The 20,534-nt window shown below is 58.9% G+C and carries 19 protein-coding genes and 2 pseudogenes; 9 read left to right on the forward strand and 12 right to left on the reverse strand.

Annotated features, from left to right (window positions below; translation table 11 throughout):
* Positions 1–120: 120 nt before the first annotated feature.
* The 3 genes from AC0V6Z_RS15115 to AC0V6Z_RS15125 all read left to right on the forward strand — a co-directional run bounded on the left by AC0V6Z_RS15115 (position 121) and on the right by AC0V6Z_RS15125 (position 4,907).
* The gene (locus AC0V6Z_RS15115) at positions 121–2,883 is read left to right on the forward strand and encodes an ATP-dependent DNA helicase (RefSeq protein WP_472639226.1); all 2,763 of its coding nucleotides are present in this window, start codon (positions 121–123) and stop codon (positions 2,881–2,883) included.
* Between the two features lie 131 nt (positions 2,884–3,014).
* The gene (locus tag AC0V6Z_RS15120) at positions 3,015–3,542 is read left to right on the forward strand and encodes a SixA phosphatase family protein (RefSeq protein ID WP_472639227.1); all 528 of its coding nucleotides are present in this window, start codon (positions 3,015–3,017) and stop codon (positions 3,540–3,542) included.
* Between the two features lie 81 nt (positions 3,543–3,623).
* Positions 3,624–4,907: a DUF6438 domain-containing protein gene (locus AC0V6Z_RS15125; protein ID WP_472639228.1), complete on the forward strand. Its 1,284-nt coding sequence runs from the start codon at positions 3,624–3,626 to the stop codon at positions 4,905–4,907.
* Positions 4,908–4,940: 33 nt separating this feature from the next.
* Here the strand turns inward: AC0V6Z_RS15125 and soxR are convergent, their stop codons facing one another.
* A complete protein-coding gene (soxR, locus tag AC0V6Z_RS15130; RefSeq protein WP_472639229.1) occupies positions 4,941–5,408 on the reverse strand; it encodes a redox-sensitive transcriptional activator SoxR in 468 nt (155 codons plus the stop codon).
* 155 nt (positions 5,409–5,563) lie between these two features.
* Here soxR and AC0V6Z_RS15135 point away from each other — a divergent pair, with 155 nt between their 5' ends.
* The gene (locus tag AC0V6Z_RS15135; protein WP_472639230.1) at positions 5,564–5,959 is read left to right on the forward strand and encodes a VOC family protein; all 396 of its coding nucleotides are present in this window, start codon (positions 5,564–5,566) and stop codon (positions 5,957–5,959) included.
* Positions 5,960–6,005: 46 nt separating this feature from the next.
* Here AC0V6Z_RS15135 and AC0V6Z_RS15140 read toward each other — a convergent pair whose 3' ends face one another.
* The 3 genes from AC0V6Z_RS15140 to AC0V6Z_RS15150 are packed head-to-tail and all read right to left on the reverse strand — an operon-like array spanning position 6,006 to position 7,951.
* A complete protein-coding gene (locus AC0V6Z_RS15140) occupies positions 6,006–6,656 on the reverse strand; it encodes an SOS response-associated peptidase (RefSeq protein WP_472639231.1) in 651 nt (216 codons plus the stop codon).
* 12 nt (positions 6,657–6,668) lie between these two features.
* The gene (gene ubiA / locus AC0V6Z_RS15145) at positions 6,669–7,583 is read right to left on the reverse strand and encodes a 4-hydroxybenzoate octaprenyltransferase (protein WP_472639232.1); all 915 of its coding nucleotides are present in this window, start codon (positions 7,581–7,583) and stop codon (positions 6,669–6,671) included.
* Positions 7,580–7,951, reverse strand: a complete 372-nt coding sequence (locus AC0V6Z_RS15150; RefSeq protein WP_472639233.1) for a hypothetical protein — start codon at positions 7,949–7,951, stop codon at positions 7,580–7,582. The genes ubiA and AC0V6Z_RS15150 overlap by 4 nt, the downstream gene beginning before the upstream one ends.
* Before the next feature lie 46 nt (positions 7,952–7,997).
* Between AC0V6Z_RS15150 and AC0V6Z_RS15155 the strand changes: the two genes are divergently transcribed.
* From AC0V6Z_RS15155 to AC0V6Z_RS15165, 3 genes are all read left to right on the forward strand, one after another.
* Positions 7,998–8,768: a 16S rRNA (uracil(1498)-N(3))-methyltransferase gene (locus AC0V6Z_RS15155; protein WP_472639234.1), complete on the forward strand. Its 771-nt coding sequence runs from the start codon at positions 7,998–8,000 to the stop codon at positions 8,766–8,768.
* A 63-nt stretch (positions 8,769–8,831) separates the two neighbouring features.
* Entirely contained in the window at positions 8,832–10,205 is a 1,374-nt protein-coding gene (locus AC0V6Z_RS15160; RefSeq protein WP_472639235.1) for a glutamate--cysteine ligase, read from the forward strand.
* A gap of 27 nt (positions 10,206–10,232) precedes the next feature.
* Positions 10,233–10,535, forward strand: coding sequence for a putative quinol monooxygenase (locus AC0V6Z_RS15165; protein WP_472639236.1), 303 nt, complete (start codon positions 10,233–10,235; stop codon positions 10,533–10,535).
* A gap of 3 nt (positions 10,536–10,538) precedes the next feature.
* On the opposite strand, the gene AC0V6Z_RS15170 is transcribed toward AC0V6Z_RS15165, so the two are convergent.
* From AC0V6Z_RS15170 to AC0V6Z_RS15195, 6 genes and pseudogenes are all read right to left on the reverse strand, one after another.
* Positions 10,539–11,897 carry a methyltransferase family protein gene (locus AC0V6Z_RS15170; RefSeq protein WP_472639237.1) on the reverse strand — a complete coding sequence of 453 codons (1,359 nt, stop codon included), beginning with the start codon at positions 11,895–11,897 and terminating at the stop codon, positions 10,539–10,541.
* Positions 11,898–12,053: 156 nt separating this feature from the next.
* Positions 12,054–13,402, reverse strand: a pseudogene (locus AC0V6Z_RS15175) (outer membrane protein assembly factor BamB family protein).
* A 79-nt stretch (positions 13,403–13,481) separates the two neighbouring features.
* Positions 13,482–13,754 carry a hypothetical protein gene (locus tag AC0V6Z_RS15180; RefSeq protein ID WP_472639238.1) on the reverse strand — a complete coding sequence of 91 codons (273 nt, stop codon included), beginning with the start codon at positions 13,752–13,754 and terminating at the stop codon, positions 13,482–13,484.
* A gap of 28 nt (positions 13,755–13,782) precedes the next feature.
* A complete protein-coding gene (locus AC0V6Z_RS15185; protein ID WP_472639239.1) occupies positions 13,783–14,292 on the reverse strand; it encodes a tetratricopeptide repeat protein in 510 nt (169 codons plus the stop codon).
* Positions 14,293–14,440: 148 nt separating this feature from the next.
* A complete protein-coding gene (locus AC0V6Z_RS15190) occupies positions 14,441–15,592 on the reverse strand; it encodes a glycosyltransferase (protein ID WP_472639240.1) in 1,152 nt (383 codons plus the stop codon).
* On the reverse strand, positions 15,589–16,467 hold the full coding sequence (locus AC0V6Z_RS15195; protein WP_472639241.1) for an alpha/beta fold hydrolase: 879 nt from the start codon (positions 16,465–16,467) through the stop codon (positions 15,589–15,591). The genes AC0V6Z_RS15190 and AC0V6Z_RS15195 overlap by 4 nt, the downstream gene beginning before the upstream one ends.
* Before the next feature lie 83 nt (positions 16,468–16,550).
* On the opposite strand from AC0V6Z_RS15195, the pseudogene AC0V6Z_RS15200 reads away from it, so the two are divergent.
* Positions 16,551–17,997: pseudogene (locus AC0V6Z_RS15200) on the forward strand (protein adenylyltransferase SelO family protein).
* Between the two features lie 227 nt (positions 17,998–18,224).
* A complete protein-coding gene (gene astD / locus AC0V6Z_RS15205; RefSeq protein WP_472639242.1) occupies positions 18,225–19,637 on the forward strand; it encodes a succinylglutamate-semialdehyde dehydrogenase in 1,413 nt (470 codons plus the stop codon).
* 25 nt (positions 19,638–19,662) lie between these two features.
* On the opposite strand, the gene AC0V6Z_RS15210 is transcribed toward astD, so the two are convergent.
* Complete coding sequence (locus AC0V6Z_RS15210; protein ID WP_472639243.1) at positions 19,663–20,028, reverse strand: hypothetical protein; 366 nt, start codon at positions 20,026–20,028, stop codon at positions 19,663–19,665.
* The gene (locus tag AC0V6Z_RS15215) at positions 20,003–20,413 is read right to left on the reverse strand and encodes a hypothetical protein (RefSeq protein ID WP_472639244.1); all 411 of its coding nucleotides are present in this window, start codon (positions 20,411–20,413) and stop codon (positions 20,003–20,005) included. Before AC0V6Z_RS15215 ends, AC0V6Z_RS15210 begins: the two co-directional genes overlap by 26 nt.
* Positions 20,414–20,534 lie beyond the last annotated feature (121 nt).

Raw genomic sequence — 20,534 nt, forward strand, 5'->3', positions numbered from 1 at the left:
TTCGCCATTTTGCGGCCAACCTCAGAGGTTTGTATATATTTGGCCCGCAAGACGCAAAACTGTGGCGAGCCTGAGCCCGCACATTTACTTTCCGTTCTTGCTCAGACATTTCTCTGATCCGTGACCTCCGACGCCCCCACCCCGCTTAGCCTGCCAGCTTTGCATGCAAGCCACTCCGGCAATTGGCTGCGCTCGCCCGGTGGTGAGACAGGGGCAGTGTCAAAAGGTGATGCGATCATGGCCGCGGCTGACACGCCAGTGCTGATCCTCAACGCGCCGCTGGTCGCCAATCGGCTGGGCTATCCCGATCTGTCCGGCCTCGATCTGCTAGAACTTTTCGCATTTGTGCATCCGGCGCGGTTTTGCGTGCCAACCCCGCGCGGCCTCGCCCAGGCATTGGAAATCGAAGAGCCAGCGGGCGACGAAGATGTACCTGCATTCTTGCAGATTGCCGGAGCCGCTTTGATCGCTGCTTGCGAGGATCCCGAATGGTTTGAGCGCGAAGGCGCGTGGAGTGTTTTGCAATCGCTGGAGCGGCTACGCTGGCAATGGGCAGGTGTGATCAAGCCGCATATTGCTCGCCCGCAAAAGGCGGAAAAATGGTTGTTCGCAAAGCTGCCCGAATGGGAGGAAACCGCTGAGCGCGCGCCGCCGCGTCAGGTCGATCTGCCTGCAGAGGCAGTGCTTGAGCAGCTCGATCAGTTAACCGGCGAAGGCTCCGAGCAACGCGAGGGCCAACAGGCTTACGCAAAGGATGCAGCGCGCATTTTTTCCCCGCGTGACAAGCGTGAGGTCCCGCATCTGGCGCTAGCCCAGGCGGGCACCGGCATCGGCAAAACTTTGGGTTACCTCGCGCCAGCTTCCCTTTGGGCAGGCGCAGCAGGCGGAACCGTTTGGGTCTCTACCTTTACAAAGAACCTGCAGCGGCAATTGCGCAGCGAAAGCCGGCGCGCATGGCCCGCAAAACGTCCTGACGGAACCCCGCCCGTCGTGGTGCGCAAGGGGCGCGAGAATTACCTTTGCCTGCTCAATCTGGAGGATGCACTGCAGGGCGGGTTTTCCGGCAGGCCAGCAATCCTGGCGCAATTGGTTGGGCGTTGGGCCGCTTTCAGCCAAGACGGCGATATGATCGGCGGGGATTTGCCCGGCTGGCTCGGCACATTGTTCCGTAAGCGCGGGATCGCAGCCCTGACCGATCAGCGCGGTGAATGCGTCTATGCCGGGTGCCCGCACTACCGCAAATGCTTCATTGAACGCGCCAGCCGCAACAGCGCGCAGGCCGATCTCGTCATCGCCAACCATGCGCTGGTCATGGTCAATGCCGCGCGCGGCCGCGATCACGCCATGCGCCCCACACGTATCGTCTTTGACGAGGGGCACCATGTGTTTGAGGCGGCGGATTCAACCTTCGCCGCCGTATTGTCCGGGCAGGAGGCGATTGAGCTGCGCCGCTGGATCCTTGGCCCCGAACGCAAGAATCGGGGCCGCAGGCGCGGTCTGTCCGCTCGCCTTGCCGATGTCGCCAGCTATGATGACGAAGGCGGCATCGCGATTGAAAACGCAGTAGAGGCGGCGACGTTGCTGCCCGCTGATGGCTGGCTCCAACGCCTTTGTGAAAGCGAACCCTCCGGCCCGCTGGAGGCTTTGCTCGCTCAAGTGCGCGCTGCGACCTATGCGCGCGATGAAAGCGGCGGGGTTGATGCGGGCTATGGGATTGAGACCGAGGCTTCGGGCCTGCCGGGCGAATTGATCGAGGCCGCCGGAGTTGCAAGCGAGGCGCTAGCGAACATTCGCACTCCGCTGATCAAGCTGGGCACCCGGCTGGAGGCGATCATGGCCGACCCACCCGACTGGCTCGATGGACAAGGTCGCCAGCGGATCGAAGGCGCGCGTTTCTCCTTAAGCTGGCGGGTGGATCTGCTCGGCGCATGGGCGGCTTTGCTGGAGCGGCTGGGTGGACCAGCCGACCCCGAATTCGTCGATTGGCTGTCGGTCGAACGCAGCGATGCGCGCGAGTTCGACATTGGCATTCACCGCCGCTGGCTTGACCCGATGAAGCCCTTTGCCAAGACCGTGTTGGAGCCTGCGCACGGCGTTATGCTGACCAGTGCGACGCTGACCGACCGGGTCGGCGAAGAGGCGAGCGACACAGAGGCATGGGCGCCCGCCATCGCCCGATCTGGCGCGGATTATATCGAGAGCGAGCCGCTGATGTCGGCGGCGACCAGCCCGTTTGACTATGCCAACCGCGCCGAAGTCTTGATCGTCACCGACATCAAGAAAGGCGATTTGCCGGGGCTTGCCGGCGCGTACTCAAAACTGATCGAGGCATCGGATGGCGGCGTGCTCGGCTTGTTTACCGCGATCCGCCGGATGCGCGCAGTGCATGGCCGCATTGCGGACCGGCTCGCCCGCGCTGGCCTGCCGATCTATGCTCAGCATGTCGACCCGATCGACACGGGCACTTTGGTCGATATCTTTCGCGATGATCCGCGCGCCAGCCTGCTCGGCACAGATGCCTTGCGCGATGGCGTGGACGTACCAGGGCGCTCCCTCAGGTGTGTGGTAATGGAGCAAGTGCCATGGCCGCGGCCCGATATATTGCACAAGGCCCGCCGAGCCGCCGGACAGGGGAGCAAATATGACGACCGGATCATTCGCGCACGTCTGGCCCAGGCCTTCGGCCGCCTAATCCGGGGCAAGGATGATGCGGGCCACTTCGTTGTGCTCTCCGCTGCCTTCCCCAGCCGCCTGCTAAGCGCCTTTCCCGAAGGCACCCCTTTTACCCGCCTGACATTGGACGAGGCATTGGAGCGGATCAAAGCCGAGCGCACCGAGCGGCGACACTGCGACCGAGGCGGCACCCTCCCCAGCTTCCGATGATATTGGCGACGACTACATCCCGTTCGGCTGAAGCCCCGCATACGAATGCGAGTACGAATTTCCTGAGGCAAGGCCAACCAGCGACGCGCAATTGCTTTACACAGGCGTGATTGCCGTGTTGAGAGGAACCCATGAAACTGCTCGGGCTACTCCGCCATGCAAAGTCTGATTGGGACGACATGGCCAAGCGTGATTTTGACCGCACACTCAATGATCGCGGGCGCAAGGGCGCAGGTGTGATCGGTGCGCATATCAAGGGCCACGGGATCGCATGGGACGCCCTGATCGCCAGCCCAGCGGAGCGGGTCAAACGCACGATTGAGGTTTCACTCCCCACGCTGGAGCCCGTGTTTGACGACCGACTCTATCTCGCCAGCTCTGAAACCATTTTGGAAGTGGTCGAGGAACACGGCGGTGCGCATGACAAAGTGCTCATCTCCGGACACAATCCCGGCCTGCAAGAAGTGCTGTTCGACCTCGTTTCTCCTGCGCGCGAGAACGACCTGTTCAAAGAAGCCTCGGTGAAATTTCCAACCGCGACCTATGCCGTGCTCGAATGCGCGATTGACGATTGGTCAGACCTGAAGAAGCACTGCGCGACGCTGGTCCATTTCGCCCGCCCGCGCGATCTAGACCCGGACCTCGGGCCAGAGTTTTAGGCCGCATTTGGGCTTGGAAAGCGGAAAATCTGATTGGAATCCCGTTCGGCATCTCTTAGCCTGAAGTTGAAGGGAAGTTTGATGCTGAAGCTCGTTTTTTCGATCCTGTCGCTAATCCTTCTTTTTGGTTGCAGTGCAGCTGCTGAACCATTCCCAGCCGTTATTGAGGACGAGCTAAAGATCACTCTTCAGCGGACAGCATGTCTTGGAAGCTGCCCGGACTACACAGTTACAATAGACGCGCAGGGCAATGTAGAATTCCGCACACGAGGGGAGAACTTCCCTGGCGAATTTGAAGTGCACCGTTCCTTCTCTGGCAGCGACGGGATTTTGGTATCAGGCACCCACACCGACAAGATTGAACCGAGGGTTGTCGCGGAACTGGTGGAGCAGTTTCGCGCAGCCGAGTTCTTTAGTCTGAATGATGAGTATCGCGCCCAGATCACGGATAATCCGGCATACATTTTGACAATCGACACCGGCACCGCCTCAAAAACTGTTGTTGACTACGTTGGAGAAGAGGTTGGGATGCCCATGGTCGTAACCCAGCTTCAGGAAGCGGTTGATCAAGCGGCCGGATCTGCGCGATGGGTTGATGGTGCGGAAGGCTTGGTTGAATGGTTTGACGCGAACAACTTTGATTTCAAATCTGATGCTGCCCGCGGTCTGGCTCTTGAGGGCGCTCTCGAAGACGCAGATGATCGCACAATACTAGAGTTTATTGATCGCGGCGCAGACTTGAGTGCGACTACTATCCATCCGTGGAGTGGTGAGGAGGTATTGCTAGGTGAGGAGCTATTAGTCGCGGCAATTGGAAGAGGGCGCGCGGACCTCTTTACATATCTAGCCACAAATGCGTGGGTTGAGCGCTCTGATAAACGCCGTCTTGAAGCAATGTTCGCAGACAAAGCCGCTGGCTGTAGCGCTTCATTGGTTCGGGCATTTGCAGCCCAAGGGTTGGCTATCGACTCTCTCGGTGAAGAGGGGCAACCGGCATTGGCAGCCTTGTCCAGCGTCTATCTTTGCAATCGAGATGATGAGGGGCTGGTCGAGACCGCGAAGGCGCTTTTGGATCTCGGTGCAGATCCGAATAAGCGAGACATTAGCGGCGAAACGGCGATATTCGATATCGAATATCTACCCCTTCTCGATCTACTATACTCTCATGGGGCGACAGCGGACGTCATTGACAAAAAAGGGAACAGTCCAGCGCTGTCTTCATGGACGGACGAAATCGTCTTGCGACATCTGATGGAAGGCGCACCGCCTGTTGGACGGTATTTCGATGGTCGGAATCTAAGGGAGCAAATGGAATACCGCCCCATGCCGCAAGTTGAGAGATGGTTGGACGCAAATGGTTATTGAAACTGCACTCCCATCGTAAGCCGACCACCCACCTTAACCCAGCACCTGACGCGGCCCCGGTCCCTTAGCGGCCAAGTGATCACCGCGATTGTAGAGCTCGCATTTTTTCAAGCTAAGGCACCCGCAGCCAATACAGCCATCCAGCGTATCGCGCGTCCGCTCTAGCTGAGCGATCTTGGCATCCAGCTCAGCGCGAATGGACTTACTGATCGCATTCCAATCGCGCGCATTCGGTGTGCGGCCCATCGGCAATTTTGCAAGCTGATGCTCAATGTCCCCTAACGCCAGGCCCAATTGCTGAGCGATCAGAATGAAGCTCAGGCGGCGAATGTCAGAGCGTAGGAAGCGGCGCTGATTGCCGCTGGTCCGGATCGGCTCCACCAGCCCTCGCTCCTCATAAAACCGGATCGCTGACACCGACAGGCCTGTGCGGCGCGCCATCTCGCCGATTGGGATCAGATCGCTTTTGCGCAGCGCCTTGGCGCTTGTTTGACCGGTCATATTCAACCCTTCTCAAAATATCTTGACCTCAACTTAGCTTGAGGTTGCAGAATTGTGAAGTTCAGTGATTCGGATGTCGCTGCATTGGCGCAGTCGGCACCCCCATCACCCGCAAAAACCACGGCCGCATACGCCCATATCAATAGGAGGCATTCATGCCAAAAGGACAAATTGAACACGCCAATATCTCGGTGACTGATCCCGAACGCAGCGCCGATCTGTTCAAGCAATTGCTCGGTTGGCGCGAGCGCTGGCGCGGCCCCAGCCAAAAATATGGCCGCACAATCCACGTTGGCGACCCCGAAAATGGCCAGACCTATCTGGCGCTTTACACCGGCGATCATGTGACCGGCGATTACTCCAAGGGGCAACCATTAAATCATGTTGGCCTGATGGTGGATGATCTGGATGCAGCGGAGAAAGTGGTCGTGGATGTTGGCCTCAAACCCTTTGGCCATGATGATTATGAGCCTGGAAAAAGGTTCTATTTTTTCGACTGGGACGGGATCGAGTTTGAAGTGGTCAGCTATGCAGCGGAGGCTGCGTCATGAACGAGCCAATGCTGTGCGAACCGATGTTTGGCCCGCCGTCCAACCGTCAGAACAGGCTCGATTGTGTGGGCCTAGATACAGCGCCCCCGCCGCCCACCTTCCGAGTCCAGCTCTCATCCGTGTGGTCGATAGTAATCGCCCCATTCCAAGCCCGGCAAAGGTCAAAAGCCTCCGCCGGAGAACCGGACAGCCAGACAGTGTAGTCTTCGGGCCTCAGCAACACAGGCATTCGGCTGTGCACCGCTGCGGCGGGTCCGGCGCTGTCGGTCATCACCATGGAGTAGCAATTGCCCCACTGATCGCTGGGCCGCCACAGGCCCGCACAGGCGAACAGCTCGCTATTGGGCAGAGACATCCACGTGCGCGTCATCGCCCCTTTGGCCCCTTGTGCCTCCGCCCACGCCGTGACCGGGATAAGACAGCGGCGCTCTTCAAACGATGCCCGCCAAAAACTGCTTTTGAGCTTATCTTGGCGGGCATTGTTCACCGGCTTGGGCTTTAACGGCTGGCCGCTCTTGCCCTTCATCACCAATGGAAAACCCCAGCTCATTTGGGTGAGCTTCCCCTCAGCCACCACCGCACCTGGATATCCGGGATAGACTTCGCTGACAAAGTTCGCGCCGCCCAAAGCTTCGATTGCGACGAACCAATCGGCGAGCTCATCCTTGGGCTTAGTCATACGGTAGAGGTTGCACATTACGTACGCGCCTCAGGCATTGCCGACCACAAAGCAAGCCGCCGCCATCAGAGCGCCAGCCCAGCGATTGGAGCGAAACCGGGCCAGCGGATTGTCGGGATCATTGGGATCAAGGGTGGAGACCTGCCACAACAGATGGAGCGCGACAGGCAACAGGGCGAGCAGGGCAATCCAGTCGGGTCGGTACAGCCAGAACCCGAGCGCCCACAGCACGATGGTAGCAGCGTAAAATCCTGCGACCCCGCCCCTAACCCTTGCACCCATGCGCAGCGCGGACGAGCGGATGCCGACAAGCGCATCGTCCTCCCGGTCTTGCAAGGCATAGATCGTATCGAACCCGATCACCCAAGCGATGCACCCCGCATAGACGGCGGCCAGCATGTCCCAATTGTCAAAGCGCAGGTTGACCCAACCAACCAGCAAACCCCAGGTAAACACCATGCCCAGCCACGCCTGCGGCCACCATGTAATCCGCTTCATAAATGGATAGGCCGCGACCAAAGCAAGGCTGGCCAAGGCCACCATTTGCGCCTCAAACCTCAGTTGAAGCAGCACTACAAGCCCAACCAGACACAGCGCGATCAGCCAGGCCCACGCTGCCCTTTTTGAAATGCGGCCACTCGCCACCGGGCGCAGAGCCGTACGCTCAACCTGCTTATCCAGATCGGCATCGACAATATCGTTGTAGACACAGCCCGCGCCGCGCATCGCAACCGCGCCGAGCAACATCCATCCGAGCAGCGCAAACTGCGCCCCCGCCCCGGCCAACCAAACGCCAAACACGCACGGCCAGAATAACAGCCACCAACCGATTGGTCGGTCAAAACGCGCCAGCTGCGCCAGATCACGCGGCAATTGCGGCATGCGGGCGATTAGGCTGCCCGAAATACTATTGCGCTCGCTATCAGGGACGATCTGCTCGCTCATGCTTCAGCCGTTCTCCACCCGTGCCAACACAGCGCCAGCATGATGGAATTGCCCGCAAAATCGACCAAACCAACCTCTGTCAGCAGCGGCACCTTGAAATAGAACCAGTAATTGAACACGAAGAAGGGCAGCAGCGCGATCCCATACGCCAGGAAAGTCCGCTTTGTGAAAATGGCTGTGAAAGCGACCAATGCAAACAGGCAGGCCTGCGCGCCGAAACATGCCATGGCGAATGTCGCCAAATAGTCATCGCTTTGAAATTCGGACCTCACGGCCAGATCGATCACAGACTGGGGAAAGAGCAGCGCCCAACCGCCCAGTACGGCGAACACAGCGCCGATAAGATATTGGGTCGTCCTTGCAGTCATACTCACCCCCTAGCGGGCCTTCATCCGCTCGTCTAATGCGCTGATTATGGCATCAACACATGATCCGAAAACCCCCGCTTGGCCACCGCGCAGCGCGCCGCGCCTGTTCGTGGAGGACACGCTTTCCGTCGGAGCGATGTTAAGGCTGGATGGCAATCAGGGCCACTACCTCGCCCGGGTCATGCGTGTGGCCGCAGGCGAGGCGGTGATCCTGTGCGACAATGTGACCGGTGAATGGGCCGCACGAGTCGTAAATGCTGGCAAACGCGATGTTACACTGGAAGTGGCCGAGCAGCTGAGCGAGCGTGAGGACGTGCCAGATCTCTGGCTGTGCCCGGCGCTGCTGAAGAAAGACCGTTTCGACATGGTGCTGGAGAAAGCGACAGAGCTGGGCGCGGCGCGGATCCAGCCGGTTATTACGCGTCGCTGCGTCGCAGATAAGCTAAACCTGGACCGGGCGAGGACACTCACGATTGAGGCGGCGGAACAATGCGCTCGCACCGCCCTGCCCGAATTATACGCACCGATGAAACTGGAGCCGATGCTGCGCGATTGGCCATCGGATCGCGCGCTGTTCTTTGCCGATGAAATGGGCGGTGAATTGGCGGCCGATGCCTTCGTCTACACCGAGGGGCCAGCCGCCATCCTAATCGGTCCAGAAGGCGGGTTTGACGATACCGAGCGCGAGACCATTCGCACCCACCCACAGGCCAAAGCGATCAGTCTAGGCCCGCGCATTTTGCGAGGAGAAACCGCCGCAATCGCAGCGCTATCAGTGTGGATGGCGGAGGCCGGTGACTGGAACGATGTAGAATGACTTGCTTGCACAAAACTCAATTTTATCTTCCCAGCGGCAATCGGGTTTTCTAAGGCAACTCGCATGAGCACGCGCGAGGCCAGTGGGGAACACGACCCCATCATCGAATCCATCGACCAATTGGTTGCCCCAATGCTTGGAGGGGAGAAGCCAAAAAACGATTGGCGGATCGGCACCGAGCACGAGAAACTGGTCTTCAAGCGCGACGATTTCCGCGCGCCGTCCTATGATGAACCCTGCGGCATCCGTGACATGCTGATGAATATGCGGGAGTTCGGCTGGGAACCGGTTGAGGAAAATGGCAATGTCATCGCGCTGAAAGGCGAAGATGGCGCAGTCAGCCTGGAGCCTGCTGGACAGCTGGAATTATCAGGCGCACCGCTGAGCAATCTGCACCAGACCTGCACGGAAACGGGCCGTCACCTAGAGCAAGTTAAGGAAGTGGGCGAGCGCTGCGGCGTTGGGTTCCTCGGCCTTGGCATGTGGGCGGATAAGACCCGCGAGGAACTGCCCGTGATGCCTAAGGGCCGCTATGGCATCATGATGCGGCACATGCCGAAAGTCGGCAATCTTGGCCTCGATATGATGCTGAGAACCTGCACCATTCAAGTCAATCTCGACTATTCGTCAGAGGCGGATATGGCGCAGAAATTCCGCACCGGTCTGGCGTTGCAACCGTTGGCGACGGCGCTGTTTGCAAACTCGCCATTCACCGAGGGCAAACCTAACGGATACCTGTCCTATCGCAGCCATATCTGGTCCGATACCGATCCGCATCGCACCGGCATGCTGCCATTCGTGTTTGAGGACGGCTTTGGCTATGAGCGCTGGGCGGAATATATGCTCGATGTGCCGATGTATTTCGTGTTCCGCGACGGCCAATATATCGATGCGGCGGGCCAGTCCTTCCGCGATTTTCTAGACGGTAAACTGCTGGCGCTGCCCGGTGAGCGCCCGACGCAAAGCGATTGGTGGGACCATCTCTCCACCGCATTCCCAGAAGTGCGCCTGAAGAGCTTCCTTGAAATGCGCGGCGCAGATGGCGGCCCATGGAGCCGTATTTGCGCCCTGCCCGCGTTTTGGGTCGGCTTGCTGTACGATCAAGGAGCGCTGGATGCTGCATGGGATCTGGTCAAAGACTGGTCGATGGAAGAGCGCGCAGCTCTGCGTGATGGTGCACCAAAATTGGCGCTCGACACCCCGCTGCCTGGCGGAAAAGGAACGATGCAGGATCTGGGCCGCGATGTTCTGGCGATTGCCCGGCAGGGCCTCAAATCCCGCGCGGCGCTCAATTCCAGCGGCGACAATGAAACCGGCTTCCTCGAAACACTCGATGAAATCGTCGCCAGTGGGAAAGTGCCAGCCCAGCGCCTGCTCGATCTGTATCACGGCGAGTGGAACGGCGACATCACCCGCGTCTACGAACACAGCTTCTAACGCTATCCCTCAACTAAGGAATTCATCATGCTGATCGTCATCGGTAAAGCCACAGTCGGAAACGGCGCGATTGATGCCGCGCGCGATGCCCTTGCAGCAATGGTAACGGCCTCCAACGCAGAGGAAGGCTGCATCGAATATTCCTATGCGCTCGACATCCTCGATCCCAGCGTGATGCACATCGTTGAAAAATGGCAAGATGACGCCGCGCTCACTGCCCATTTTCAGACCCCGCATATGGCCGAGTTTCAGGCTGCAATTGCGTCGCTCGACGTGAAAGTCAGCGAGGTGGTCAAATACCAGTCTGACGAGGGCAGTTCACTGATTTAGTGGCTACTCTGCGGGTTCCGCGACAGCATCGCTAACATCGCGCCGACCACGGCGAAGAGCAAAACGTTTCAGCTTTGCAAGGCGCGAGGTGATGACCCCGTGCTCTTCCATCCAATCGTAATATTCACGGTATTTCGGATCTTCGGCCAGCAGATGCGCCTCCTCCGTGCGTGCACGCCAATAATAGATCGCGTTCACCGCCAGCAGGAAGAACGTGTTGCGGATCGCATCGGTCATCGATCCATTGGTGACCAGAAACGGCATGACAGAGCACCACCAGAAAAGGTTCTTGCTGAGATACGCCGGATGCCGGGTAAAACGATACGGCCCATTGGTCAGCACGCCGCGATAGGTCAGATTGGAAAAGCGAATGCCAAACGCGACCGTCGCCCAGGCGTAGATTCCGGTAAGGAAGACCAGCCATACTGCCCAAGCCCACAGCATTGCCGAATTGCCATCGAACCAATGCCCCCAACCTGCGACATTGTGTTCATAGCTGAGCACCTGGCCATTGCCGATGATGCCCCACACAAACGGCGGATAGCAGATCAATGCCGCCAGCCAGCCCGCCAGAAACGGATTGCCAGAGCGGATATGCGCATCCAGCGGCCGCATGGTGAAGAGATAGCCAACCGTGCCAATCTGCACGTCGATCACAAACAGCAGGGCGATCAGGATTAGGCCCAGCTCCACCGGATTGCTGACAATCGCGGCAAGATCTGCCTCAACAATCTGTGCCCAGCCGCCCGGCAGAATGGAGATCATAAAGGCCCCAAAGAACCCTTTGATGACCCACGCACGCCAGTGCTTTTTAACCTGCTCAAGGTCAGACGCCTCACGCCCGATCAGCATTGCTCCAAAATGCCACGCGCCGTCACGCGGATTGACCATGTAGCGATCCAGCCAGATCACATAGGGCACAGACAGCACAAACAGGGGGATTGCAGCGAATGCCAGCACCTCCATCGCAAAGAGATATTGGCCGCTCCAATACCACCGAGCGAGGCAATACAGACCGCCGATAATGGCCCAGGTTGCCCACAGCCCGGCGATTTTAACAACCGAAACATCAATAACGTCGGCCACCGAACGTTTGCTCGCCCAATCAAGCCCGGTCGAAGGGCGCAAATGCACGCGATCAACCAAGATTGACCAAATCGCCATTGGTCCGGCGGTGAACAGCATGGCAGTCAGCGCAGCATAGGGACCAGACAACACATCGCGCTGACCGGGAAGGTCGAGAAATTCGGCTGTAATTGGGTAAGTGCGGCAAAACAGCAGCCATACGAACAGGCCCAGCAGACCGGCCAGCCCCACGCCAGCGGACACGTCGCTGGCAGGCAAAACTTTAGCCTGTGTCATGGCACTATCGCCAGTATTGCGTGTGGTCGCACTCATAGAGCTTCGGCCCTAGCGCGAATGGGTTAACAGCTTCGATAGATTGAGCGCGCCGTCCCGGACAGGAACAGCGCGCCTCAAATGGTTAATTTGCTTGCCGCTGGTGTGCGACGTTGCCGCTTACCGCCAGGCGTGGATTGTGCCACTGTCATCAAGCAAATACAGCATGTTATCGGCTACGATAGGCGGCAGGCTGACTGGGTCTTTGAGCTCCGCAAAAGTCTGAGCTGAGCCCTCACCGCTGCTGACCCGGTAAAGTGCACCGCGAGAGCTTGCGACCCACAATTGACCGCTGCAGCCAAAACCGGGCCGGTCCAAAAGATCGCATCTTTCTTCTTTTCCTCATTGCGGAAGCTTTGCAGCTGGGTGATCCATCGCACGCGCCCAGTTGAGCGCGCAATCGCGAGGAGGCGCGCGTCATCGGTCAATGTGAAGATCCACTCGCCCGCAATCGCCGGAGTGGAAATACCGGCCAGGTTCAGTTCCCAAATCCGCTGTCCGGTGACCAGCTCATACGCGGCCATCCGGCCGCCTTGGCCAAGTGCATATACGCGGCCTGAATCGATGATTGGATCGGCGTCAATATCGGTCAGCGAGCCAACCTGGGTCGAGATATTGGTGCGCGACAGCGCATCGGACCACAAAGTGCGGCCATTCTCATAACGATAGGCTGACAATTCACCGCTGGAATAGCCAGCGATCACGGTGCCTTGGCCAGCCGCAGGGGCCGCCACGCCGAACACGCCGGCTTGCGTTGCCGATCCCGAATCGTTCCACAGCAGCTCGCCGGAATTCGCATCAAGCGCGATCACCTGGTTGTCCTGCGTCATCACATAGACTTGGCCGAAGGCAATCGTTGGCGAACCGCGCAGCGGGCCGGAGGGTTTGACGCTCCAAATCTCTTCGCCGGTATCGGCATTCAGTGCCTTTACATCGCCGGTGCCATTGGTCGCATAGACCCGGTCACCAGCGTAGCTGACGCCGCCGCCAAAGGCGGCAGAGCGCAGATTGTCTTCCATCGATGGCGCGACTTCCCAACGCTGAGCGCCGGTCTTCGCATCAAAGCTGTGGATCGCTCCGTCAGAACCAACCGCGAACAGCGAGCCGCCGCCAACAACCGGGGTTGCGGCGAGACGCACTCGGTCGGTTGCGCCAGCAATCTTCGCAGTCCAGGCCTTCGTCGGCGTGTCAGACAAGGTGAGGTGCCCGTATGATTTCGCTGCAGAGCCGCCAACTTGCGCCCATTCGGTGTTCGTCTGCGCCGGAGGCAGCACCACGGTCACTTGAGCCAAGGTCGGATCAACGCTCGCCCCGCTTTCAATCCGCGAAAGGATTGGAGTGCGCGCACCAATAGTTGGGGTCGCCTTTGTTTCGCCGCCGCCAAACAGGCCGCCGCCGCAACCGCTCAGTACAGCAGCCATTGCGCCGCCAAAAAGAGCCATGCGTGTTGTATGTTTAACCGTCGTCATCATTCGTCCAATCAGACCATTTGTGCCGCGAAAATCCGCGCGCTGTATCCCCAGGTTTGCAACCCTATTGCAATTCGCTTTACGGCCCCGTTGGTGCGCCAGCAGGCGCGCCCACTGGGGCTCCGTCGGCATCCAAAACGCCTTCTTCTACGAGCAGTTCTTCTGGATCTTCGATTGCGTCCACACCCAGCAGACCGGCCATTTGCCGGGCGCGGGCTTGCAGTGTTTCCGGCACGCCTTCTTGCTTGGCAATCGCCGCGAACATCGCGCCGACGGCCGCATCATTGCCGGCCTTCATATGTGCCATTGCAGTCAGCTCACCTGCACTGCCAAAAAATGCATTGCCGGGCACCGCCAAATCGCTGAGCTTGGCGATAACATCAGCTCAGCTCACGCTCGTCAAAATTGCTCGCGACCTCGCGAATGGTGGCAAGATCGCGCAAAGCAGGCGGCGCGTCTGCGTCACCGGCCAATTGACCGAACAGCTCAACCGCTTTGGCAGTCTCGCCTTGCTCCAATGCCGCGCTTGCTTGCAGCATCAGCGCGCTTGCCTGCGCACCGGCGCCGCTATCAGCGGGCAGCTCCGATGCCACTTCGCTTGCCGCAGCGAATTCTCCAGCTTCAGCCTGATCCAGCGCCCTAGTCAGCAATTCTGATTGCTCTTCGCGCGCCTTTTCCTGCTGGCCATCCCAATACAGATAGCCGCCAAAGGCGAGCAAAATCGCAGTCACACCGCCGATCAGAACGGTGCCATATTTCTTGCCGAATTGCTCCAAATCATCCTTGCGAACGGCTTCATCGATTTCGCGCAGAATGACTTCGTCTTCTGCCGCCTTCTTTGCTGCCTTATCGTCTTTGGAAGATTTTCCGTCAGTAGGGTTCAGCGCCACGGGGGCCCTTTCCAAAATGCGTTGGTTCTTAATGCTGCCCGCGCTTTTAGGGGCGCATTGCGGCAACCGCAATGGCCGTTGCAGCCTGTCCCCATAGTTGAGCGGATTGGAGTTGAACCGCAGGTTAAGCGAATGAGATTCTCAATGTCTAAATCTCGCGCCCCATCGCGCTGGAATAGAGCGCGCGGTAGCTTTCGATCATGCGTGTCCGGTCAAACTGAACGAGCGCCTTCTTGCGGTTTGCCTCGCCAATTTCGCTGCGCAATTCGGGATTTTCGGCCAGTTCTTTGAGCATATGGCCGAGCGCAGTCGCGTTACCCGGCATGCAGATAAAGGGATGATTGGCCTCGCTCACAATGCTGCGAATATCGCCAACATTGGGCGCAGCAACGGGCACTCCTGCGGCCATAGCCTCCACCACTGACAATGGAAATTGCTCGCTCTTGGAGGATAGCGCGAAGATATCGAACAACCCGACTGCGCTTGCCGGATCGGCCACCTTTCCGGGCAGGTGCACGCGGTGGCTGATCTCTAACTTATCTGCGGCGACGCGGATCGCGTCTTTGTCTGGCCCCTCGCCTAAGATCACCAGTTGCCAGTTTTCGGGCAGGCCGGAAAACGCTTCAACCAGCATCGCCAGCTGTTTGACCGGGCGAAGTCCAGCGAGCGTTCCGACCCATTGCTCGCCTTTGTGCTTCACCACGCGCAGCGCGTCGGCACGCGGCGTCTTAGCAAAAGCCAAGGTGTCCACACCGTTCGGGATGCGGACGATGCGAGAGGCAGGCTGGTCCCAAACTTCGACTGCGATTTTCTCCAACGTGCGCGAAGGGACGACCAGCCCTGCCGCCTTGCCCAAGCCAATCCGCCGGTACCAATTGCGCCGCGTCTTCAGCTCCTTCGCCTCATCCTCGTTAAAGCCATCCTCGTGGTGGATCAGCGGCGGCAAATCGAACGCATTGCTGAACGCGGTGCGCGCCATCACCACATCCATCGCCCCCCAATTGTAGGTCAGGACAAGATCATAGGGCAGCATCGCGCGGGCTATCTTTTGCAAGCGCGACGGCGATGGCCAGCCGGTGAGCGATGGGAAATCTTTCGGAAAGTCGACAGCCACGTCTTTGGCGATGTTGTCCTTCGCGCCCAGCTGGCCCGGCATGCCTGAGACAATCGAATGCCTCAACTTGCCGCCAAAGGCATTCATCAGGCCAGCCGCGCGCAGTTCTTTGCCGCCGGGTGCAAATGTTGAATGGCAATGAAGGATACGCGGCACATCGCTGCCTTTAATCGCTTTTTTACTCATGCGATTTGCTCCAGCAGAGCATCAATCGCAGCCCGTGCCTCTGGCTCGTCCAGCGTGGGCGCATGGCCCACACGCGGCACCGTGACGGAGGTCATCACCGGGTGTTTGGCTGCCATTTTGGATACCGTCTCCACCGACAGCAGGTCAGACAATTCACCGCGCACCAGCGCCATCGGCGCACCGCTTAACGCCTCAAAGGCGGGCCACAGATCAGCCGGGGCGGCATTGCCCGGCTCACTGAAAGGCTCTGCAATCGCCATGTCGTAATCATAGCTGATCCGTCCATTCTGGCTCACCACCATGGTGCGCTTCGCCATCGCCAGCCATTGGTCGAGGTCATAGTCGGGGAAGGCGGCGCTGTGCACGCTCTGCATCGAGCGCGCAGCGTGCATCCATGTGGGATAGCTGCGCTGCTGTCCGACATAACCGCCGATCCGGTCCAGACCCGTCGGATCAATCTCTGGCCCTATATCATTCAGCAAAGCAGCCGCAATCCGGCTGGCACCTTTGCTAGCCATCATCATCGTCATCAGCCCGCCCATGGAGGTGCCGATGGCGACGAAGCTCCCAATCCCCTCCTCATCCAGCAGCTTTTCCACGTCGGCGACATAGGTAACGGGCCTGTAAGTGGTGGAGTCAGGTGCATGATCGCTCATCCCCCGCCCGCGCATTTCCGGCACGATCACGCGGTGTGTGGCGGCCAAATGCTCAGCCAAGCTCTCAAAATCGCGGGCATTACGGGTGAGGCCATGCATGCACACAATTGGTGGGCGAGCGTTGTCGCTACCAACTCCATCAGGGCCAGCATAATCGCGGTAATGCAGAGTGAGACCATCGCTGCTGGTCCAGTAGCGGTCCTGATAAAGGCTCTCCATGAGCGGGCATTAATCCTTCAAATACAGTCTTTATTGCCAACTGACGCTTGCGCCGCTGGCCGCTTGCGCCCACTTATCGCGGCATGAGAGCCGAACCGCAAGCCGCCGATTATCGGCCCGAACCTGCGATTGACGCGCTGGCCGATTGGCTTGGCTCTCCGGTGCGCCCCGCTGACTTTCCCAAGACAGAGACGCGCTTTCGCAATGATCGCTGGGCGGCAGCGGTTGGATTGTCGGATCTGAGCGAGGATCAATGGACTGCGCATTTCGCCCGGTTTGAACCGCTCAAGGGCAACCTGGATCAGCCGCTTGCGCTGAAGTATCACGGGCACCAGTTTCGCAACTACAATCCTGAAATCGGCGATGGCCGCGGGTTTTTGGCCGCGCAAATGCGCAGCGGCGATGGCTAAGCTGCTCGATCTGGGGACCAAAGGCACTGGCCCCACCCCATACAGCCGCAATGGCGATGGGCGGCTGACGCTGAAAGGTGCAGTGCGCGAGGTTCTGGCGACCGAAATGCTAGAGGCGCTGGGTGTTAACACATCGAAGACCTTCTCGGTGATCGAGACGGGCGAACAGCTCTGGCGCGATGATGAACCTTCACCCGCTCGCTCTGCAGTGATGGTGCGGCTGTCGCATTCACACATCCGCATCGGCACGTTTCAGCGACTGCTTGCCCATGAAGAACCCGAGCAAATGCAGGCTCTTATCAGCTATTGCCTAGATCACTTCCCCGGGCCAATGCCGCCGGATGATGCGCCCGGACGCGATGAGCCAGCGATCATCTTAATGCACCAGGTGGTCGAGCGGATGGCGGATTTGGCCGCGAGCTATATGGTCGCAGGCTTCGTGCATGGTGTGCTCAACACCGACAATATGAATGTGACGGGCGAGAGCTTTGACTATGGCCCATGGCGCTGGCTGCCAACATGGGATCCGAGCTTCACAGCGGCCTATTTCGACCAAGGAGGGCTCTATGCCTTTGGCCGCCAGCCAGAGGCCTTACATTGGAATTGCGGGCAATTGGCGGTTGCCTTGCGGCTGGTCGCGGAAAGTGAGCCGCTGATCGCGGCGCTCAATCGCTATGGCGAGCTCTATATGGAAGCGGTCGCGCGCCGCTGGTGCTGGCGCTTAGGCGTTGAGCCACGCGGGACGGAGACCGACACTCAACTTATCGCGGCATGCGAGAAGGCAATGCGCGAGCAGAACGCACAGCCTGACGCGTTCTTCTTTGCGCACCGCGGCGGACGCGGAGCCGACGGCGAATTGGCCGAGGCGTTTGCGGGCTATCAACCAACCGGCAGCGGCCATTCCTATTGGCAAGGCGAGGCTGCGCAGACCATGCTGGTGGATGATGTTGAAGCCATTTGGGCGGCGATCGACGAAGGTGACGATTGGGGGCCATTCCACGCCAAAGTTGCGGCGCTGCGCGAGATAGGCAGCGCCCACGGTGAAGCGCCACGGTACGTACTAGCCAGTAACAATTTGCAACGTTTTCGCGGTCGCTACCAAGCCACTATAAATTCATGATTACCCGATGCGCATTGCCCCTAAGGTCTGTGCTTTGATGAGTTTCACCTGTCTTCGACTAACGGTACTGTGCTTGAAATGCGCCTGCCCCCTATCTTTTCGTGTGTATTGCAATTAACTGACGTCACGAGCTTGGGGAAGCCAGGGTATCGCAGTGTGAAAGGGCATGTGAAAAGCCTGACATGGTGCGATAAAGTAAAATCTGGACGTGAGTAAAAGTCTACACTGTGACTGACAGCACCTACACATCATATGCGCTGGCCACGGGCGAGGAAATCTGGAGCGGCGCAGCGAGTGACGTTGATGAGGCGGTAAGCCGCGCGAGGCGAGCATGGCCGGAATGGGCGGCAACACCGCTAGCCGTGCGAATTGAGACCATGCGCCGCTTCGTAAACGAAATGCGGACCCGCGCCGATGACATGGCGACCCTGATCGCCAAAGAAACCGGCAAACCCATGTGGGAAGCGCGCACCGAAGTTGATGCGGTAATGAACAAGGTCGAGATTTCGGCCAATGCCTATAGCGAGCGCACAGGGCGCAAGCGCTTGGACAGCGCGCTGCAAGGCACCTCTGCCGTTCGGCACAAGCCCCACGGCGTGATGACCGTGCTGGGCCCGTATAATTTCCCGGCACATTTGCCCAATGGCCATATCGTGCCCGCCCTGATCGCAGGCAATGTGATCATATTCAAACCTTCGGAAAAAACCCCCGCTGTTGGCCAAGCCTTGGTCGACTGCTTCCATGCTGCGGGCGTTCCAGAGGACGTGCTACAAATGGTTGTCGGTGGGCCAGATGAAGGCAAAGCATTGGTTGGCCACGGCGGCGTGGACGGCGTGCTGTTCACCGGCTCTGCGCAGGTTGGAATTGCGATCAATCGTCGCCTCGCATCCAACCCTGGCAAAATTGTCGCGTTGGAAATGGGCGGCAATAATCCTCTGGTTGTCGCCGATACGCCGCTGCTTACAGATGCAGCCTCGCTGATCGTGCAAAGCGCCTTCACCACCGCTGGGCAAAGGTGCACGGCGGCGCGGCGGCTGATTATTACCGAGAGCATGTACGATCCAATGATGGAGGAGCTGCTGAAGCTCACCCGCAAGCTGATCGTTGATGAGCCGTTCGCTGATCCACAGCCTTTCATGGGCTGCGTGATCGACAACGATATCGCAGATAAGCTGAACCGAGGCTTTTTGGCGTTGGTCACGCAGGGCGGCATACCGCTCGCGCATTTAAAGCGTCCGGACGCGAAGAAGCCTTTCCTGACCCCGGGCATTATCGACACGACCGAGGTCGAGGACCGTCCGGATATCGAGATGTTTGGCCCGATATTGCAAGTGATCAAAGTGCCAGATCTTGATCTCGCCATTGCGGAGGCAAACAACACCCGCTTTGGCTTATCAGCATCTCTGATTGGCGGCAGTCCAGATGATTTTGGCCGATTCTGGGCCAATGTCCGGGCTGGGATTATCAATTGGAACCGCCCGACCAACGGCGCTTCATCGTCTCAGCCATTTGGCGGGATTGGCCTGTCCGGCAACCACCGCCCAGCGGCATTTTATGCGGCGGATTATTGCGCCTATCCGGTGGCGAGCACAGAAATGGAGCAGCCGCGCGCCAATGTCGCCATCGGGCTTAAGGATTAGCGCAAAGAGCCTGCGGTAGGCGCTGCTATTGCGGCGTTTTCCAATAGATCAGGTCGACGACTCGCATCGCGTCATTACCATTGCGAATATTCACCGCGAGGCGCGCACCGTCCGAAGCGGCGGTTAGCGCCAGTTCGGGCTCTGCAAACACCTTTGTTTCCATTTCCGCACGCCGCGCCAGATTGTAGTGATATTGTAGTGCATCTTCGCCCTCGGCTGCCGTTAGGTAAGAAACCGCGCGGATAGAGCATTTTCCCCGCTGCGCCCCGGCCGCCGCACGGACATGACCAAATGGCATGAGGTTAGCCGCATCATCCAATCGGGCCGCCCAGATAAAGCCTGCGCGCAATTGCTTCGCGCAATCTTCAGGAACGCCGTGGGTCAACGCCATTTGTTCTGCGCTGCCAATGCCTGACAGCGAGAGGCCTTCCGTGTCTTCGTCCGAGATCTGGCAAGTCAAGGATCGTGCCATCTTCGAGCAATGCAAGCCGCATTTCATCGCGGACTCGCCGCGCCTTCGCCGCATTGCCAGACAGCACTGGCAGAGCATGATCCGCGCCGGTTGAGAGTGCAGCCGCAGCCTGATTACGATAAGCAAGGTCTGGATCAACCATCAGTGGATCATTGAGTGCGCGGGAAATCAGCGGATCTGGCATCGCCGGGCTCTCTGTTGGCTCGACCTCTCCGGCACATGCCGACAGCACCAACACGCCAGGCAGCAGCATCAGGATACTGGCCAAGCGGCTTTTGACAGGTGAAGGGCTGAATATGCGCATCTTCACCCCATGGCTGATCTTGGTTAATTTTCGCCTTCCACTCGGCATTTCTGCGACCAATCGGAAGATTATGCCGCCACAAATGAAAACGCCCTCAAGCCGGGTGGCAAGAGAGCGCTTT

The sequence above is a fragment of the Erythrobacter sp. SN6-5 genome, assembly GCF_057364945.1.

Bases quoted from the DNA above. Each gene is read 5' to 3' on its own strand.
- AC0V6Z_RS15160 (WP_472639235.1), top strand. From the start codon at position 8,832: ATGAGCACGCGCGAGGCCAGTGGGGAACACGACCCCATCATCGAATCC.
- AC0V6Z_RS15150 (WP_472639233.1), bottom strand. From the start codon at position 7,951: ATGACTGCAAGGACGACCCAATATCTTATCGGCGCTGTGTTCGCCGTA.
- AC0V6Z_RS15140 (WP_472639231.1), bottom strand. From the start codon at position 6,656: ATGTGCAACCTCTACCGTATGACTAAGCCCAAGGATGAGCTCGCCGAT.
- ubiA (WP_472639232.1), bottom strand. From the start codon at position 7,583: ATGAGCGAGCAGATCGTCCCTGATAGCGAGCGCAATAGTATTTCGGGC.
- AC0V6Z_RS15170 (WP_472639237.1), bottom strand. From the start codon at position 11,897: ATGACACAGGCTAAAGTTTTGCCTGCCAGCGACGTGTCCGCTGGCGTG.
- AC0V6Z_RS15210 (WP_472639243.1), bottom strand. From the start codon at position 20,028: ATGGCGTTGACCCACGGCGTTCCTGAAGATTGCGCGAAGCAATTGCGC.
- soxR (WP_472639229.1), bottom strand. From the start codon at position 5,408: ATGACCGGTCAAACAAGCGCCAAGGCGCTGCGCAAAAGCGATCTGATC.
- AC0V6Z_RS15195 (WP_472639241.1), bottom strand. From the start codon at position 16,467: ATGGAGAGCCTTTATCAGGACCGCTACTGGACCAGCAGCGATGGTCTC.
- AC0V6Z_RS15165 (WP_472639236.1), top strand. From the start codon at position 10,233: ATGCTGATCGTCATCGGTAAAGCCACAGTCGGAAACGGCGCGATTGAT.
- AC0V6Z_RS15135 (WP_472639230.1), top strand. From the start codon at position 5,564: ATGCCAAAAGGACAAATTGAACACGCCAATATCTCGGTGACTGATCCC.
- AC0V6Z_RS15155 (WP_472639234.1), top strand. From the start codon at position 7,998: ATGGCATCAACACATGATCCGAAAACCCCCGCTTGGCCACCGCGCAGC.
- AC0V6Z_RS15125 (WP_472639228.1), top strand. From the start codon at position 3,624: ATGCTGAAGCTCGTTTTTTCGATCCTGTCGCTAATCCTTCTTTTTGGT.
- AC0V6Z_RS15190 (WP_472639240.1), bottom strand. From the start codon at position 15,592: ATGAGTAAAAAAGCGATTAAAGGCAGCGATGTGCCGCGTATCCTTCAT.
- AC0V6Z_RS15120 (WP_472639227.1), top strand. From the start codon at position 3,015: ATGAAACTGCTCGGGCTACTCCGCCATGCAAAGTCTGATTGGGACGAC.
- AC0V6Z_RS15215 (WP_472639244.1), bottom strand. From the start codon at position 20,413: ATGCGCATATTCAGCCCTTCACCTGTCAAAAGCCGCTTGGCCAGTATC.